Here is a 16,616-nt window from a genome sequence, read left to right as displayed (position 1 = left end):
TTCGTTGTTAAACGGTGCGGGTAGGGAAGTTAAAAGAAAAGTGCCGGTATCAACTTTACAGTACTGGCTTTTTTCGTTGTAAGCTATATTTTCAAGCGTTTAGAAACAATAGGATTATCTGTTTTCATCAAATGACCAATACCGGGAATAATTTTTCCGTTTGAAGATTCAGCAATTTTCTGTGAACGTTCCGGTACCTTAGGTGAATCTTCCAGGTTATTCTTTTCCGGAGGAGGTAGCTGCTTGCTTACAGTTCCATTTGCCGGAACGGAAATTTGCCCTACCGATTCACCCGATGATTTCAACGACTGCTCAATTTTTCGTTCCAGTGATACAAGTTCTGACTTTAGCGCTGCAAGTTCCGGTTCCCGTTTCCAGGTACTTTCCACTACCTCCTTGAGTACAGGAATATCTCTTGACAGTTTTTCGTTATCTGCCTTATAACGTTCTAACAGTCGTGGCATATTTTCCACCAAAGCATGCAGAAAGTTTTGGGAAGCCAGCTTTGGGTCAACAGCCATCTGCCCGTTGTTGTATTGGTAATAGATTTCTCCCTCACCACGGACAGAGAAGCGGTTCTGAATGAAATCGAGACCGTCTTTATGGGCCGTTTCGCTTTTCACATAAAGCGTGAAGCCATACAAGTTTCCGATTGGCTCGTGTGCGCCATGAGTATTGGCAGTACCGGCAATCTCATTTAGCTTTTTCCCAATTATCTTGAAATCGCTACCGGTAACGCCGTCCAATTGTACCGGGTTACAGTAGGAACCGTCTTCGTTGGTCTGAACGCGGGATTTGAAGTTTGCCATATCTTTGGAAATACGCTCAATAAGCCCTTTATTCCTTTCCACCGTTTGTGTATTATTCTCCAGCTTGTACCGGCTTGAAGACTTTCCCCTGACAAATGCCTGGTGTTCGCTTTCAAGGGCCGCAATTTTCTTTTCCAGCCTTGCTTTTTCCAGCAGTTCCGTATTGCCCGATAAAATGGCCACATATTCTGAAAAGTTCATACCGCTTTTTTCGTCTATTGCCCCTTCGTCAATGGTACGGCATCCCAAATTGTTGTTTTTTAACTGGCGGATAAAAAGCTGTTTGTTATGTAGCAAGCCAAACTTATAGGCATCCAATGATTTTTCCACGGCATAAAGAATAACATCCACCTGGTTTCCTGCAACCGATTTGGCTATTTCATTGCCCTTACGTATCGCCCTTCCATCGCGCTGTTCCAAATCCGACGGACGCCATGGGCAGTCCAAATGATGAACGGCTACAGCACGTTTCTGGGCGTTTACGCCTGTTCCCAGCATTTCAGTAGAACCAAACATCACCCGGATTCTTCCGTTGTTCATATCGGCTATCATCATCTTTCGGGCTTTTTCTGTTTTTGCTTCCTGTATAAAACGGATTTCATGTGCCGGAATGTTATGGTTTTCAACCAGTTTACGTTTAATTTCGCTGTAAGCGTTCCATTCTCCCGGTTTATAGGTTCCCAGGTCACTGAACACAAACTGTGTTCCTTTATGTCCGTTGTATTTCCTGTAATAGCCGTCAATCATTCGGGCACAATGGCTTGCTTTGTTGTCGATATGGTCGTCAAAGCGGGAATCGACCATACGCATATCCAGCGACATTTTTCGGGCATAATCCGTTGCAATCAGCATTTTTGCCTTTTCTTCCCGCTCATTCAGTGGGGCACGAAACAACAATGTTGCATCGCCTGTTTTGGCAAACTGTACCAGCCGGTTTATAAAATCAACCTGGTCGGGTGTTGGCGGAATGTTGTGCAGGATTTCATTTTTTTTTGGGCGGTCGATACCAATATCAGCAGCTGTCCGGTAATCGGTAATCTCGGCATAGAACTGTGCCAGTTCCGGCACTTTAATGAAATACCGGAAACGCTCTTTTTGTACGATTTCATTGGTTACCGAAAATTCGTAGTCGATGCTTTTCTTGGCGAAAATAGCTGCCCACGCATCGAATGTTTTGATGTTCTGCCGTTCCAGCTCTTTTGGCCGCAGGTATTTAAACAACAGGTACAATTCCGTTAACGAATTTGAAATGGTGGTTCCTGAAAGGAAGGTTGCACCCAAATCCCTGCCGGTGCAGTCCTGTATGGTGCGAAGTGCAAAAAGCATATTGAGTGCACGCTGGCTGCCTTCGGGATTGCCCAAACCTGCTACCCGGTCATGCCGGGTGTTAAAGGTCAGGTTCTTGAATTTGTGCGATTCATCCACATACAAATGGTCAATCCCCATCAGGCGAAAATCCACTGCATCGTCCTTCCGGTTTTCAATGTTGAATGTAATTTGTTTGAGCTTGGCTTCCAGGTTCAGTTTACGTTTCACACAGCCTTTCAGCATGGCACGTGAAACTTCTTTGCCCTGCCGTTTGAGGACTTCGAGGTTTTCCTCCACACTGTCGAGTTCTGCCTGTAAAATATCGCGCTGGACCTCCGGCGACTGCGGAATCATACCAAATTGTTCGTGAGTGAGAATTACAGCATCCCAGTCGTTATTCTTTATCTCGTTGAAAATCCGTTGCCGGTTTTTGGGTGTAAAATCCTCCTTGCCCGGATACAGGACACGGGCATTGGGATAGGCCGTACAGAATGTTTTGGCAATCTCGTGGATGTTGGCTTTCAAACCTGTAATCATCGGTTTGTTGACCAGCCCGAGGCGTTTCTTTTCATACGCCCCGCAACACATGATGAGCGTTTTCCCACCACCTACCTCGTGGTCGCAAATTCCGCCTCCGTTGAGTTTATCCATCCATATGGCATCTTTCTGGCTTCTATAAAGACTGTCAATGCCCAGCCCTTTCAGGTCAAGTCCGGGAAAACTCTGGTGTGAACCGTCGTAGGCAGGGCGGACAAAACAGTTGAAGGTGCGGTTATACAAACCGGCCAGCCGGTCTTTGAACTCCGGCGATTGTTCCCGTAGCCAGTCGGAGAACCCGTTTCGTATCTCATCGATACGGGTGTTGGCCAACTGGATGGCTTCTCCGTCCCGAACCTTTACTTCTTCGCCGTTCACTAAGATTGTTTTTGTAATGTTTGGCGAAGTGTTCTGTAAAGCGTGCTTCATCAGGGCAAGCCCGTTATATGTCCGGCTTTGCGATTTTACAGCATACTGGTCGGTAATTTTTACATTTGAATAGTCGGATTGAACGCTGAACTCATCACGGCTGGAGGCGTAATGGATGTTGACTTCGGTATCGAAAAGGTGCGAAGCATATTTGTTATAGATACCTGTTGGAATCCAGCGTTCACCAAAATTAAAATCAAGGTCGTCGAAGGCAATGGGTTTTGGAATGGCTTCCCGTAGGGCACGTAACGATTCTTCTGCCTCAAAGTTTCCCGGATTTCGTTCAAGGAAACGTTCTGCTTCTTCGGCTTTTGAAATAACATTTCCCGAAATAAATTTATCAGCCACCTCGTACCCGCCAGTCATTGGATTGAAATAAACCGTTCTCTTTAATTCTTCTTTCAGGTCATCCACCGTGTTGCCGGTCAGTGAAGCCATATAGCCCAGGTTTACCCCGGCATATTTGTTAAGCGAAGCAGCCAGCGCTTCGTGTGGTGTTTCAACAGAGGTAAGCTCGTTGGGATTGAACGCTACCGGATGGTTGAAAATATCGGCTTTTACCGCTTTTCCGTCAATGTAACGTTCCAACGATAAAATCTCAGTTCCCCGCGCATCCATCTTAATCAGGTCGAGGTTTTTCTTGTCATTTAGCAATCCAAACCAAAAGGAAAAATTATCGTACAGATGGTTCAGCATTTCGCGCAGGGCGGGATTGGCTTCATGCCGCTCGGCTTCGTTACGGTACAGGTGGTGATAAGTGTCCCGTATTTCGATGTATAAGGATACTTTCTGCTTTTGGGTGCTATTTATATCCAAGGGATGGAACATGGGTTGCAAACCTTCGATATCCCTTAAATAGCCGATACGGTTGCTCTGGTCGGATACCAGTGAACCTTCCCGGTAATGAGGTAACAATTCAGTTTTGAACGGCACTGGTTTTATTGCTTCCTCCCGTTCTCGCTGCTCCTGTTCTCGTTCTATGCTTTTCGGCTGTTCTCCTTTTTCTGAACCGTTTACCAAATGTGCTTCCTTGTTTTTAAGAGATTCTTTTTCCAATTGCTTTCTCTTTTGCATTCCTTCGTAATGCAAGCGCTCCCGCCATTCCATAAAAGGAATTTCCTGCTGTTCCGACGTTTGAGGCAGTCGCATTCTTCTCCTGTTCGAATGCTTTTGCTGGTCCCGTTCTTTCTCTGAAAGTCCGAATAAATCATACAGCGAAATCAACTGCCCTTGTGTGTCAGATTGGGGGGCGGAGTTCAAGGCAGGCTTCTTTTTATTGGCGGTGGCATCAGTGTCGAGAAGAGTACCTTGGCTTGAAGATGTTGACTGTTGCCTTGGAATCTTCTCTTTGGCTTCGGTCGTTACAGGTACGGCGTTGTTCTCAGTTTCAGGTCTTACCGTTTTTCTGTCCCAAAACTCTTTTTCTTCGGGGAACCAATCATCCTCGATAGCTTGCCAAAAAGGATCGAGTTCATTGAAATTTGATTCAAGTGCCGGTTTGATTTCGATGGTGGTACCAGGCTGTTGTGCCGGTGTGTTCTGTGCATGGGATTGATAATACTGCAAGTCTAAATGTCGGGAAAAATCTTCTTTTAGCATTTGCCTCAGCTCTTTGTCCATTCCGTCAATGCCCCCTCCATGGGTAAAAACAATGGCAGGTTTCCCGTAGAGGTCGGTGTCGGTTTTGGAATCTGTTTGCAGCACCCGCGAAAAGTCCCGGAACAGGTTATTGACGGAAATCCCGTTCGACAGCTTGCGGGATTCAATAAAATCCATTTGCCGTTGTGAAAATTCTGCTTTCTTATCTTTTCGCTGCAAAACAATCAGATCGCTCCCAACTTCAGTTCCCGCATATTCTGAAAACAGGTTGTTTGGCAGGCGGATAACTGATACCGGTTCGCAGCTGTCCATCAGGTATTCCCTCACCGGGCGGTTTGCCGGGGCGTTCAGTAGTCCCTGCGAGGTAATGAAAGCCACCAGACCTCCCGGACGCAGCATGTCCACCGATTTCAGGAAAAAGTAATTGTGGATGGAGCGTGAGGCAATTTTCTTTGCCGGGTCATTGCCGGATGAAAAGGCAGGGTCAAATACTGCCACATCCCCGAACGGGATATTGCTTGCCACCACATCAAAATAACCGGCATATTTCTTTTCGATATTTTCAAACCCCTCTATCCTTACTTTATCTTCAGGGTTAAGGTGTTTGAGTATCATCCCGGTTATGGGGTCTTTCTCGAAACAGTTTACTTCGGTATTGAGCGAAAGTTTTTTAAAAGCCAGGGCAAATACACCTGTTCCGGCGCTTGGGTCAAGTAGGCGGGATGGATGTACACCACTGTCACTAAGTGTCTCTGCCAATACACTTACGACTTCCGGTGGCGTATAGAATGCCGTCAGAATGGAGTTTTTCAGGCCGTCGAAATAGCGTTTGTATTCTTTATCATTGCGGGTATTTTCGCGTAAAACATCATGCAATTCATTTATCAGGGGATTGGTTGTGCCTTTAGCAGGAAGTGGTTCGAGTATTTCCTTGATTGCACCGAACCCGGAATACCGGGCGAGTATTTCACTTTCCCCGGCTGTTGCCTGTCTGTTCTCCCGTTCTAAGGTAAACGCCGTTTTTATCGCATCGATATTTGCCCGCAGGTGTTCCTTTTTATTGTAAGCCATCTTCGAGCAGTATTTCGACGGTACCTGTCAGTTCTGTATATAATTTATCGTATTGTGAAGTGCCTTCAAAATCATCCGAAAGGGTGTATCTGTCCAAAACTTTACTGCAAAGCGGTAAGATTTGAAGGGCAATCTCTCTTGTACGTTCTTCAGGTATCTCGTTTGTGAATTCGTTCCAAAGTAAATTAACAAGGGTATTGTAAGGAGAAAAGTGCAGGCCTTGGAAAAGTACGTTCGAAGCCAGTTCTTCGGCCTCAATGGGTGTGTGCCCATCTTTAACAGCATTGCTGTACGTTTCTGCTGCGGCATCTGCGCGTTCTTCAATAAATGTTGTGTTACCGGCCCGGTCGGGGAAATTCTCTTTCAGGTACGAAAGGAGGGATAAACCATAATAAGACAATTGCAGTCCGGTTTTACTTTTCTTGTTTCTCATGATAACGGATATTTAGTGGTTGAAAAGAAGGAAGGTATATCAGGCAAAAGCGCCCCGGGTTCCCACCCGGAGCGCACCACTAAAATATCCGTCACCAACAATCAATAAACAAAGAAATGTTATGCGTATCGAAGAAAGCAGCGGTATATTCAGTGGTAAATATAGCCATTCCCGGTTGAACTTTTCTTTTGTTGTTTTCAGCCGGAACGGTTTAAAACAGGACTCAGATTTTGATACCGCTTTTCTTTGCAGCAGGCCTGTGTTCTTCTTGTTTAAACTGGTTTTCCGTAGGCTTTTGCTGTCCCTGTTTTAATGGCTCCTTCACGATTTTGGTCGCTTCATTGGTTTTGCCTTCGTTGTTTACGGCTACCTGCGTTTTGTTTTCTTCTGCAGGTTTCACTTCTGCCCCCTGTTTCTTGGCCTTGTCGGGGTTCCATTTGAAAAAATCGAATTTCATTTTCTCTGGATTAGGTTTTACCCACGCGTTGAATGGTTCCCCTTTGTCGTCTTTCAGCATACCCCGGATATAGGTGGCCTGGCCAGCTTTGAGGTATTCCTGTTGTTTTTCGGTCAGTTCAATGCCAAGCAATTTTTTGGGAATAAATAGTTGCTTTTGATTCCCGGTTTCCCCCTCATGTGCATTTTCTTTATGCTGGCGTTGAATTTCTTTGTTCTCTTTTGAATAGCGGTTACGGTCAAGCCCGCCATAAGAGAAATCAAACTTTTTATCCGCAGCATTGATTTGGATATATCCGTCAAAGAACCGGCCTGTTCGGGAAACCATTTTTTCTACCAGCACCTTTTCTCCTGTACCGAGCCGGTTTTGCTGGTCTTCAGAAAGGTCTGCCCCCTTTATTTTATTGGGAATGGAAATGTTTTCCAAGGGCAGGGCTTCGAGTTTGTTGGTAAGCCGGTCGAGCGAAACAAAAGCCGGGATTTTCTGTCCGGCGGTAGGTTCCAGTTCAATCACCCTGCCTGCGTTCAATGATTGCCTCAGGTTTTCCTTATCCTGTTCACTAAGAAGGATACCATGAAAAGGGGCATCCAGGTTGGGCATTTCCTGCCAGTAATGCGGGATGATCTTTAGCGAACCATCGGCTTGTTCTTCCAGCGATACACGCCCTTTGGTGGGAACGCGGATACCTGGTTCCAGTTCCGGGTTTAGAGGAATCATTTGCGGGGATTTGTGCCCGTAGGACATGGCTTTGAGGTGGGGTTCCAGGTCGTCGGCACTGATACCAAGTTTTTGGAGTTCCCGAGCATCAATCTTGCTGATATCTATCGGCTGGAAAGCGCTTTGGGAAGTTTCATTTTCACCACTCTGGTTTTGCTGCGGGTTTTGATTCTGTGCTTTTTCAAGGTATTCCGCCGGGTTAACACGGTGCAGTTCCAGCTCGTGGGGGTCAAGGTCGATTTTAACAAGCTTATCCAACATTTTTTCTGTCATCAGGAAAAATCCGATGTGTGAAGGTTGCTGTACCTGTTCCACCATCTTTTTAAAGAATGCCTCCAGCATGGGCTCGTTCGTATTTACAGCAAAAAGGTTGCTTTGGTTTTTTGCTGTCGGCTCCGCAGTCTGGATGTTCCCTTTTCCATCCATACCGGTAACGGCTTTGATTTTACCGTCATTTGCGTCTTTGACAAGTAATACTTTTTTGTCGTCGTTGCTGATTTTTTCGTCCATCTTACGAATGTTTTAGTTGCTGCACCACTATTGATGCATGGACGAATTTATACGTAACTATATGACAAATAAAGATATATGTCGATAGTGGCAGTTTGAGGAACTGTGGTGGCAGTTTGTGGCCTCGAAGAAGGGAAGGATAACTTACCCGTTTTAAATATAGTGTTTGAAAGGTAAGACACCTGTTTTAATATCTCTCCCGGCAGTTAAAATTTCACCAATTGAATCTGCAAATTTTAAAGTTACGGGAACACCATCCCCGTATATGCAGGCATTATAATTCAATTTTGTTAGGCTTAATATGTCCCTGGCAACGATATCCATATTTGCCTCTCCCCTTGTTATTGCAATATCAATGGGATTTGGTGTTTCCAATCCAATTTGCGTTTTAAACCTGGGTATAAATCCTTTTGTCCAGAGGAAGGTTCTCTTTTCGTCATATTGGAGCATGGTTCCCCTTGGCACACAATATTGAAATTGTCTATATAGCTTAAACGTATTATTTTCTCTTATCCTAATTCCAATTATTTTTGATTTTTCGGCAACAGCTTCTTCAAATCCGGTCCATTCTATGTCATCGAAATATGTTTTTGCATGTACAAAAATCTCTTTAGGATAATTTCCAAATCTGGAGTGATAGGCTTCTAATGATTGAGATATAATCTCAAATGCATCCTTCTCGGATAAATGAAACTCTCCTGTTTTAGGATTCCACCAAGGGCCAACATTACCCCTGAAAACCATACCGTCTCCGGAGTCTAAAAACATTTGCGCGGCACAGCATGCGTTCTTATTGTTTGTATCAGCCTCCGTTTTTTTATAAACTAATCCTAAATAACAAACACCATCTCTGATCTCGCCTAGTTTCCATGGAAGCCCTCCTAACTTATAATAAAGACTATTGGAAATATTCCAGGCTTTTGCTGTGTCAAATTTTCTTTCTTCTTCAATCTGTTTTGGATTAAAAATATCTTCATAAGCAATCTTACTTTCCCTAATTATTTGTGTTACAGTTTTGGACGACAGAATTTTCGCTTTTAGTTGATTATGGAAATTCACTTCAAACTCATATGCCTCACGTAGTATGTCATTTTCATCTTGAAAAAATAGGTTCAGCTGGTCTGAATTACGCTCCTGCTTTTTCAGCCCGATATTAATATTATCTTCTGCTTTGGGGATTTTGGAATTTGGTCGGCCAAATTTATATATCTCTTCAGGTATAACAATAAACCAGACGTCAGCCGGCATTTCTTCTTTCTCTGTATACTGAATTAATGGATTTACATACAGGTTAACCCAATTATGGACACGTTGGTGAGGATCCGTATATTTTAAATATTTGCTGATATTACTTTCTTTCACATCAATTTGAATGACATTGTCGAAATTGACAGATATACCAAAAACTGTTTCTAACCCGGGAAAATTGGGACGAGCAATGCTTCTATCTGAATTGGTCATGGGAGAATGAATCTTTTTCAGGTAGTCAATCATTTTTGCTCTTAGTTTTTGAGGTCCAATGACCCCAATATTTTTTACTCCCTTAACTTTTTTCTGATCAAATGGACCAAACAACATTAAACCATCTCTGGGGTCAATGGCATTTTGCCCGTTCCCAAAGGTTAGAAGAGGTTCGTTTATGTACTTTAGAATAGGTTCAATCATTGTTAGTATCATCTAATTGTTCTTCATAGTAATCTTCTATCTTGTCTGTGTCCATTTTAGAATCAGGATCAATATATCCGACTTCACTCCAAAAGGTTTCCGGCCATTCTTTCATCTTCAAGATTTGATCATCTAATGAAACGTTAATTTTGATATCTCCGTCCTTATCTTTTAACTGTTGCAAAAAAGCTAATTGTAAATCCCTCCAATGTTCATTAAAAAGTCGCTTCCCTTTACGTCTTCTATAACTATGCAATTTTTTATCATCATCAATGATTTTAAACCCATCGGAAGTAAATAAAATATGAGATTTTATGGAAAACCCCACAAAAGGGAATAATATCGTTTGAATAGAAATGGCATAATGCCAGGTTCCAATATCTTCAAATTTTCCTAAAATAGATTTCGATTTTTTTCTTGTACCAAAGGGATATGTAAATACGATTCTTCTTGGGTTATCATACTTGGGAAGAAAATATGCCAGCCTTTTATTTGACATTTCATGTTTCCATAGACCTTTATGTCTAAACATTCTTGATATAGAGAAGTATAGAAGCCTTTTGAAATGATTTTCGGCATCTCGGTGTTGAGGAAATTTGTCGGAATCGAACCCTGACAAAATATCGTTTAACGTAAACGAATATGTTTGTTCCGGTTTAACATCAATGCTTTCACCATCTCTTTCTACGAGGTAGCTTAAGTTTTCATCAAACGATGATAAGACATTTGACAATAGACTAATGGGTATATCCCGGTTCAAATCCCTAATCGCTTTTGCCTGTTTCGCGTTTGAGAATTGGTACATGTAAAACCGTTCCGGCATATTGTCGACAGACCACCAAGAGGTGTAGAATAGCTCATACGCAGGAATGATGGAACAATTTGAAGTATATTCATTTTCATACCATTCAGAGAATGAAGACTTTTCGCTATCGAAATTCTTGGGAACAGAATCTTTTTCCAGCTTTTTTATTAATTGCTTAAGGCCATCAGCCCAATTGTTGTCGAATGGAATATGGTTAATATTTGGTAGCCCAATTGCCAAATTATATAGTGAATCATCAATATGTAATGGAATAATAAAATCTTTTAAACCATATTGTCCTGCTATACTTTTAGCGTATTCTATCTCATTTTCAATTCCTTGTTTGAGAATGCCATCCTGTGTTGTGATATTTTTTGAATATACCAACAAAACCTTTGCTGAGAGATCAATGGCCTTTTGAATTGTTGCCCAAAAACGTTCTCCCCCCAACAATCCTTCTTTATCAATCCATGTTTTATATCCCAGCATTTCCAATCGAGATGCTATCCATATCGAAAATTCATTATCTGTTGGAGTTGCGTGACTTATAAATATTGTATCCCTCATAATTGATTCATGTTTTTGTTTCTGTCAGCAACTCTCTAACATTTACATCCAGAGTTTTTGCAATCTCGAATAATGTTTCGATCGAAGGCTGGGATTCATTCGTACACCACCGGGATACAGTCGCTTCGTTCTTACCTAATTTTTCAGCAAGCCATTTCCCGGTGCGCTTTTTTTCTGCTAGCATTATCTTCAACCTATTAAGATCCATTAATCAATATATTGACGTATTATGCAAATATATTGACTTTTTTGATAGGTCATAATATTAATATCTTACTATCGATAAATCAGTTTTATCCATCCAGTTGTGAAATACTATTTACACGTTCAAGCCGATAAAAATGCGCGTTTTAATTTTCCACAATATACAAAAGGGGAGTCATCAATTGGCGGTATTTTTATTACAAGTAAATGATCAGCAATAGAAAATTAATTAGCAATGAACACAGATTAATCAATTCTGAATAAAATTTTCTTTGTCTGGTTCAAGCCATCAATCACTTTCATCATGTTTAATAGCAATCCTTCCGGTGAGATATCTCCTTCAGCATAACTGCGGAATTCCCCGGTAAGCGTTTCAGGAGTGTAAACGGTTCTAATATCTCCCTTAAAGGAGAATTCATCTTTTCCTTTCTGGTTGAGAAAGCCGGTCAATGTTTCAACAAATTTATCAGCAGTCTCCTGATTGTTAAAAATGAGACTGGTTAAACGCTGACGTTTATAAAAAGCGGTTAGTTCTGCTACGGTTTCTTGTGTTGGCATAATCGTGAAATGATTGATAACATCTCAAAGGTATAAAAACCATATTGTTTCAAGGCAGCGAATGACATCTGATTTATCTGAATAAATGAAAGTTGACATAATCGAATTAGAAATACGGTAGCAGACAGTCTTGGTACATTGAGAATTTGAAATGTCAATGAAAATCAGTTAAGGTCTTCCTATTTCTCTTTTTTCGGCAACAAGTAACAAAGCGCCGGGTCATCCTTTATCCTCGTCAGTTCATCGACCACGATTTGTTTTGTTTCTTCTTTGATACGGTTATAATTGTCCTGAATCATTTCCTTCATCCTATCAACGCCGCTTTCATCCACAAAATTGGTGATTACCGGAATCTGCTTGTATCCCTTGGTTTCGGCGGAAACCTTCACACTATCCACGACAATTTCAGCATGGAAAATCTTTTGCTCAATGCGTTCATCAAAATTATCGGCAACTGCCCCGACAAACATGCCCTGTGTAAGTGTGGATATTTTACTGGCCGGAATGAGGCTGTCCAACTGGGTGCTGATAGACGTTGATTTATCGTTGCGATTGATGGTCATTGACTGGCGTTTTTGTAAAACCTTGCCGAAACGTTCTGAAAGGTTTTTGGCAGTATCACCCACCACTTGTCCTGAGAAAATATTTCCAACGGTATTCATAACCACGGCAGCCTCTTTATCGCCGTAATCGCGTTTTAACTGCGAGAAATCCTGAAAGCCGAGCAGTACAGCCACTTTATTACTTCGGGCTGTGGCAATCAGGTTATCCAGTCCTTTGAAATAAATGGTTGGTAACTCATCTATGATAACCGAGCTTTTTAATTGCCCTTTTTTATTGATAAGTTTTACGATACGGCTGTTGTACAAGCCCAACGCAGCGCCGTAAATATTCTGACGGTCAGGATTGTTCCCTACGACCAACACTTTGGGGTCTTCAGGATTATTAATATCCAGCGTAAATTCATCGCCTGACATAACCCAGTACAACTGTGGTGAAATCATCCTCGAAAGCGGGATTTTGGCCGATGCAATTTGCCCCTGTAACTGGTCCTGTGCTCCCGACATCCACGCATCCATAAAAGGAGAAAGATAGTTCTCCAATTCCAGATAGCTAGTCAGAATCGGAAAAATATCTTCATATCGCTTATTCAAAAACTCGATAGCATGAGGAAATGTGCAATACCGGCCTCCCTTGTATATGCGCAAGTACCAAATGATGGCAGCAAACAGAATAATCGGCGATTCCACAAAAAAGTCGCCCTGTTTTTGCACCCATGTCCGGTTCAGGTTCAGCATAATGGTATAGGCACTTTCGTAGGCATCGGAGATATCACTCATAAACGAGGGATTAATCGGGTTGCACCGGTGCGAACGTGCCGGGTCGTCGAAATTGATTATATAAAAGGTCGGGACTTTTTTGTATCCGCGTTGGTTTTTCAGCAGATGGTTATAGGCAATCGTCGAGAGGTCTGGAAACTTGAAATCGTAGATATACTGCGAGTATCCTTTTTCTATTTGCTGTTTGATAAACTGGTTGATTACCGCATAACTTTTCCCGGAACCGGGAGTTCCCAATACAATACCAGCACGAAAAGGATTCACAACGTTAATCCAGCCACTGTTCCATTTCTTTTTGTAATAGAAACTGGTTGGGAGGTTCACTGAATATTCATTTTCAACCAAGCGTGTTTCCTGCATAAAGGATTCGTTTTCGGTATTGAAAACATCATCCATCATATTGTTCTTCAAAAGACGGCTCATCCAAACACCACCGGCCAGCAGGCAAAGATAACCGGCAGCCATCGTAAAAATGTAAAAAGCTGTTTTGGGAACCGACGGCAACGGTAAATCCAGCAACCACCAGTTGAAAAAGAAAAGGACAAAGCCAATAAAAAGGAATGTGATGATCTTGTTCCATGTGATTTTTTCCTTTTTGACCCCTTTTGTTCCGAGGCAGGATAAAGCCAGGAATATTACTGCAAAAAGTTTCGTGTAAAGGATGTTCCCAAATAGCTTTGCTGTGCGGTTGAAATTCAGTAGTATTTTATCTATTACACCAATATTAATTTTCCATTCGATCATAGCCTGGTAGCAAAACCAATAAATGTTGATAACGACAAATAAAATACTCAGGGCACGCATAAAGTCCATAACCTTTGCCAGTGCCCTTAAATCATCTTCTTGTTGCATATCACTTTACTTTTAGATGTTCGAGGGATGAAAGTAAAAAGCCTGAAATGGAAAAATTTTTATTTTAAAAAGCTGGCAGCTTATGGCCTAGTATTGATAGTTTGTGTCTGTTATTCTGAAGACAAAGCAAATATTCAAGCTGTTTCTTACTTTTGATAGAAAAAAGAAAAATAAATTATGGGTGTATTTATTAGTTATTCTTCAAAGGATAAGAATTTTGTAGAAAGGTTATCAAAAAAGCTGGTCGAAAATCGAGTCGGTGTGTGGCTGGATAAATGGGAAATGAAACCGGGAGATTCATTAATTGACAAGATACAAAATGGTCTTGAAAAATCTTCCTATTTACTGGTTGTGCTGTCCAATCATTACGTGCAGAGCGAATGGTGCCGGAAGGAGCAAAATGCAGGACTTATAAAAGAAATAAATAGTAAAAAAGTTGTCGTTATTCCGATACTGTTAGAAGATTGCCCTATCCCTATATTTTTACAGGAAAAAGTGTATGCAGATTTCAGTGGAAACTTTGATGATGGATTTATAGAGCTGTTTAGGTCACTTTCCATCATTGCCAATGACCATATGGGACGGTTTTATAATCAAGGATTGACAGTTGATTTTGCATTTAACTGGGGAATGCTTGATGATTCATTTTTTGTCTGGTTGGATTTTGTCAATTTTCATAATAAAACTGAAAGAACATTCTTGTTACAGGTTGAAATTGAAGGGAACGATATCGTCACTAAACGATTTGAAGAACATCTAAAGAATAACAGGGAATGGATAATACCTGAGACTGTTCTTTTAGGGCTTCATGAGCATCCTCAATTAAATTCTCTTGAAATCCGAATCAGTAATGACCTGCCTTATTACAATCAAATAGCAATCAGAGATATTTCCTCAGAACAAATCTTTTATGTGACGATTAGAGGCGTTTTAACCGGGAAAGATGACGGAAACGATGTCCTGATTCATTTCAGTGATTATACAACTTGCTTGATGGAAGACCGACATGAAAGGTTTTCCGGATACAGAAAGTAAATAGTCGCAATATTATATCATCCCGAAATAGCCCTTCAATTTGTCCACTTCCTGACGGTGTTTTGCTGAATTCTGAGTTTTCAATTTTTTTACATTGAGCAGTTTCCATTGCACGGAAGGAAAATCCTTGAAATCTGAGTAAGCTGATTTTTCCCATTGTGGGTTGCCTTCTTCAAAACTAACAAGAAATGCTTTGTCTTCTTCGCTCAGCGTTGAGTTGATAAACGTAATCAGGTGTTTCCGGGCACTTTCGTAATTCTCATAAGTAAAAGAGATGTCTGTCATACCGCGAAACTGGTTCTCCAGGGCTTCCTGCTGGTTTATCGCGTGTGGTGCTAGTGATTCAATAAAAGGTTTGTCGCTTCCCAGCAGGGCAAACATAAAACCTCGTTTCAAATTGTCGATTTTATCAGGTTCCATATAATTGTAGTCGAATAAATCGCGCGGATGCTGGCGGCTGAGGGCCGCTGCAATTTTCCCGCCATACAATTGTTCTACCGGTACAATTCGCGCTTTACAGTACATCCCGAATTCTGCCTGCGCTTTATCGCATAGTGGCATTTCAATTGTCGGCCCGATAATGCCCCGTTTAATCCCGTTAACTTCAATTTTTACTGTGCTCCGTCCCTGTATACATAAAAGCTTATTGGGTACCGGACGAATATTAATATCAGGGACTGCCCGTTGTAGTTGCTGACTAATTGCAGCCAGCTTTTTATCGATTTCTGCCAGGCTTCTATCCCGCGGACCAAGCGGAATATAAGTTAAATCCACATCCACCGAATAACGCGGAAGGTCTTTGATAAACAGATTTATGGCTGTACCACCATGAACCGCAAAATCTTCCTCGCGGTAGATTACAGGTAATATGCGGAGTAAAAGTCTGACCTGCTCTTTATAGAGATTATTCATAATTTTTCAGTTCTTCTGGTATTACTATCTGGTATTTGCTGTCGTAAACACCGTTCGGTACAATTTCCCGTTTACCGCTCCCGGTATCTATTTTCTGCAAATCCAGGTCGCTGAACCACGCATGACCTGCTTTTTCCGCCATATACAGGAACAGACGTTTCATCTTTACTGATGTATTCTGCTCCAGCAAGGTCTGTATCGTGCCGGGGCGAAGTGCAGTTAATTGTTCCATCACATAATACAAGTCCATGAGGTTGTACTGCCGGGGAGCAAGGTTCAGGCATTCCATAAACGCTCGTTCTGGCATGGAAACCAATACTTCAAATGCATCCTGCATCATCGGGGTTATGCCAGTACCCGTATCGAAATACTCCGAGGTAACAAGTAATAAGTCCACGCCCCAGTCATGTTTTCTAAGCCAGGATGGAACCCACTCATCTTTCGGATGGCCGACATAGACAACCGGTCGCCCCATAGGAACATAATGCGTGTACCCCGCCAGTTCCAAAGCTGATAATCCACCAACATAAAAGTGCTTGCCGGTTTGTTTGTTCAATGAAGATAAAGCTCCGTATATGGTTGGGTTCTTGCCAGTACGGACCATCACACCTGCCCCGACAGAAGTCAGCCATTCGGAATCGCGGTAGCGTCGTTGCAACTCATAAGATATGCCGTTCTCTCTCATCCACGATGAAAAGAACAGGCTCCCCGAAGGTAACTTCTGAAGCAATTGGTTTATTTTTATAGGTGTAACTGTACTCATGGTACAAATATACTCAAAAATATAAACCAAAGATAATATCCGGTT

11 protein-coding genes are annotated in these 16,616 nt (G+C 42.0%); 1 reads left to right on the top strand and 10 read right to left on the bottom strand.

The genetic code is table 11. From position 1 onward, the window contains the following. Positions 1-83: 83 nt before the first annotated feature. From AC6H3C_RS00995 to mobC, 8 genes are all read right to left on the bottom strand, one after another. Complete coding sequence (locus tag AC6H3C_RS00995) at positions 84-5,753, bottom strand: helicase-like domain-containing protein (protein WP_497518665.1); 5,670 nt, start codon at positions 5,751-5,753, stop codon at positions 84-86. Next, positions 5,740-6,186 (bottom strand): DUF1896 domain-containing protein, encoded by a 447-nt coding sequence (locus AC6H3C_RS00990; RefSeq protein WP_497518664.1) that lies wholly within the window; start codon positions 6,184-6,186, stop codon positions 5,740-5,742. The genes AC6H3C_RS00995 and AC6H3C_RS00990 overlap by 14 nt, the downstream gene beginning before the upstream one ends. A gap of 223 nt (positions 6,187-6,409) precedes the next feature. After that, positions 6,410-7,870 carry a DUF3945 domain-containing protein gene (locus AC6H3C_RS00985; RefSeq protein WP_497518663.1) on the bottom strand — a complete coding sequence of 487 codons (1,461 nt, stop codon included), beginning with the start codon at positions 7,868-7,870 and terminating at the stop codon, positions 6,410-6,412. 153 nt (positions 7,871-8,023) lie between these two features. Further along, on the bottom strand, positions 8,024-9,547 hold the full coding sequence (locus AC6H3C_RS00980; protein ID WP_497518662.1) for an argonaute/piwi family protein: 1,524 nt from the start codon (positions 9,545-9,547) through the stop codon (positions 8,024-8,026). After that, positions 9,528-10,907 carry a toll/interleukin-1 receptor domain-containing protein gene (locus AC6H3C_RS00975; protein WP_497518660.1) on the bottom strand — a complete coding sequence of 460 codons (1,380 nt, stop codon included), beginning with the start codon at positions 10,905-10,907 and terminating at the stop codon, positions 9,528-9,530. Before AC6H3C_RS00975 ends, AC6H3C_RS00980 begins: the two co-directional genes overlap by 20 nt. A gap of 7 nt (positions 10,908-10,914) precedes the next feature. After that, a complete protein-coding gene (locus AC6H3C_RS00970; RefSeq protein WP_497521238.1) occupies positions 10,915-11,091 on the bottom strand; it encodes a helix-turn-helix transcriptional regulator in 177 nt (58 codons plus the stop codon). Positions 11,092-11,357: 266 nt separating this feature from the next. Beyond that, a complete protein-coding gene (locus tag AC6H3C_RS00965; RefSeq protein WP_497518659.1) occupies positions 11,358-11,669 on the bottom strand; it encodes a hypothetical protein in 312 nt (103 codons plus the stop codon). A gap of 179 nt (positions 11,670-11,848) precedes the next feature. Beyond that, positions 11,849-13,861 (bottom strand): conjugal transfer protein MobC, encoded by a 2,013-nt coding sequence (gene mobC / locus AC6H3C_RS00960; RefSeq protein WP_497518657.1) that lies wholly within the window; start codon positions 13,859-13,861, stop codon positions 11,849-11,851. A 177-nt stretch (positions 13,862-14,038) separates the two neighbouring features. Between mobC and AC6H3C_RS00955 the strand changes: the two genes are divergently transcribed. Beyond that, a complete protein-coding gene (locus AC6H3C_RS00955; RefSeq protein ID WP_497518656.1) occupies positions 14,039-14,896 on the top strand; it encodes a toll/interleukin-1 receptor domain-containing protein in 858 nt (285 codons plus the stop codon). A gap of 12 nt (positions 14,897-14,908) precedes the next feature. Here AC6H3C_RS00955 and AC6H3C_RS00950 read toward each other — a convergent pair whose 3' ends face one another. Further along, positions 14,909-15,808 (bottom strand): nucleotidyl transferase AbiEii/AbiGii toxin family protein, encoded by a 900-nt coding sequence (locus AC6H3C_RS00950; RefSeq protein WP_497518654.1) that lies wholly within the window; start codon positions 15,806-15,808, stop codon positions 14,909-14,911. Then, positions 15,801-16,538 carry a type IV toxin-antitoxin system AbiEi family antitoxin domain-containing protein gene (locus AC6H3C_RS00945; protein WP_497518653.1) on the bottom strand — a complete coding sequence of 246 codons (738 nt, stop codon included), beginning with the start codon at positions 16,536-16,538 and terminating at the stop codon, positions 15,801-15,803. Before AC6H3C_RS00945 ends, AC6H3C_RS00950 begins: the two co-directional genes overlap by 8 nt. Between the last annotated feature and the right edge of the window lie 78 nt (positions 16,539-16,616).

It is taken from the genome of Gaoshiqia sp. US2 (genome assembly GCF_059705485.1).
This window is presented reverse-complemented; position numbering and strand designations above follow the sequence as displayed.

Bases quoted from the DNA above. Each gene is read 5' to 3' on its own strand.
- mobC (WP_497518657.1), bottom strand. From the start codon at position 13,861: ATGCAACAAGAAGATGATTTAAGGGCACTGGCAAAGGTTATGGACTTT.
- AC6H3C_RS00975 (WP_497518660.1), bottom strand. From the start codon at position 10,907: ATGAGGGATACAATATTTATAAGTCACGCAACTCCAACAGATAATGAA.
- AC6H3C_RS00970 (WP_497521238.1), bottom strand. From the start codon at position 11,091: ATGCTAGCAGAAAAAAAGCGCACCGGGAAATGGCTTGCTGAAAAATTA.
- AC6H3C_RS00965 (WP_497518659.1), bottom strand. From the start codon at position 11,669: ATGCCAACACAAGAAACCGTAGCAGAACTAACCGCTTTTTATAAACGT.
- AC6H3C_RS00955 (WP_497518656.1), top strand. From the start codon at position 14,039: ATGGGTGTATTTATTAGTTATTCTTCAAAGGATAAGAATTTTGTAGAA.
- AC6H3C_RS00950 (WP_497518654.1), bottom strand. From the start codon at position 15,808: ATGAATAATCTCTATAAAGAGCAGGTCAGACTTTTACTCCGCATATTA.
- AC6H3C_RS00990 (WP_497518664.1), bottom strand. From the start codon at position 6,186: ATGAGAAACAAGAAAAGTAAAACCGGACTGCAATTGTCTTATTATGGT.
- AC6H3C_RS00980 (WP_497518662.1), bottom strand. From the start codon at position 9,547: ATGATACTAACAATGATTGAACCTATTCTAAAGTACATAAACGAACCT.
- AC6H3C_RS00985 (WP_497518663.1), bottom strand. From the start codon at position 7,870: ATGGACGAAAAAATCAGCAACGACGACAAAAAAGTATTACTTGTCAAA.
- AC6H3C_RS00995 (WP_497518665.1), bottom strand. From the start codon at position 5,753: ATGGCTTACAATAAAAAGGAACACCTGCGGGCAAATATCGATGCGATA.